The 356-nt window shown below is 39.3% G+C and carries 1 protein-coding gene; it reads right to left on the bottom strand.

Features of this window, described 5'->3' with window-relative positions:
• A partial coding sequence (locus ACPYOJ_RS34820) for an alkaline phosphatase family protein (protein WP_481420299.1) occupies positions 1–356 on the bottom strand: 356 nt, incomplete at both ends.

The raw sequence follows: 356 nt of genomic DNA on the forward strand, positions 1-356 counted from the left end.
ATCTCCCAGTTTACCAGGCTTCAGATTCCATGTGTGGTCTTTATCCATTACAATGAAAGGAACAAGATTGGTAGAATGCTGTGTATTTGGTGTACCATCTGCATTAATCATCACATCAGAATTTCCGTGGTCGGCCAAAATGAAAACAGTATAACCATGTTCATAGGCGGTTGTCGCTACTTTTTCAATACATTTGTCCACCGTTTCAGCAGCTTTTACAGCGGCTTCAAAAACACCTGTATGGCCTACCATATCAGTATTGGCAAAATTTAAACATACAAAATCTGCTGTTTCATTTTCAAGTTCCGGAACAATGGCATTGGTAATATCGTAGGCAGACATTTCAGGTTTAAGGT

Source organism: Rhizobium sp. SVR5-9E (assembly GCF_056755095.1).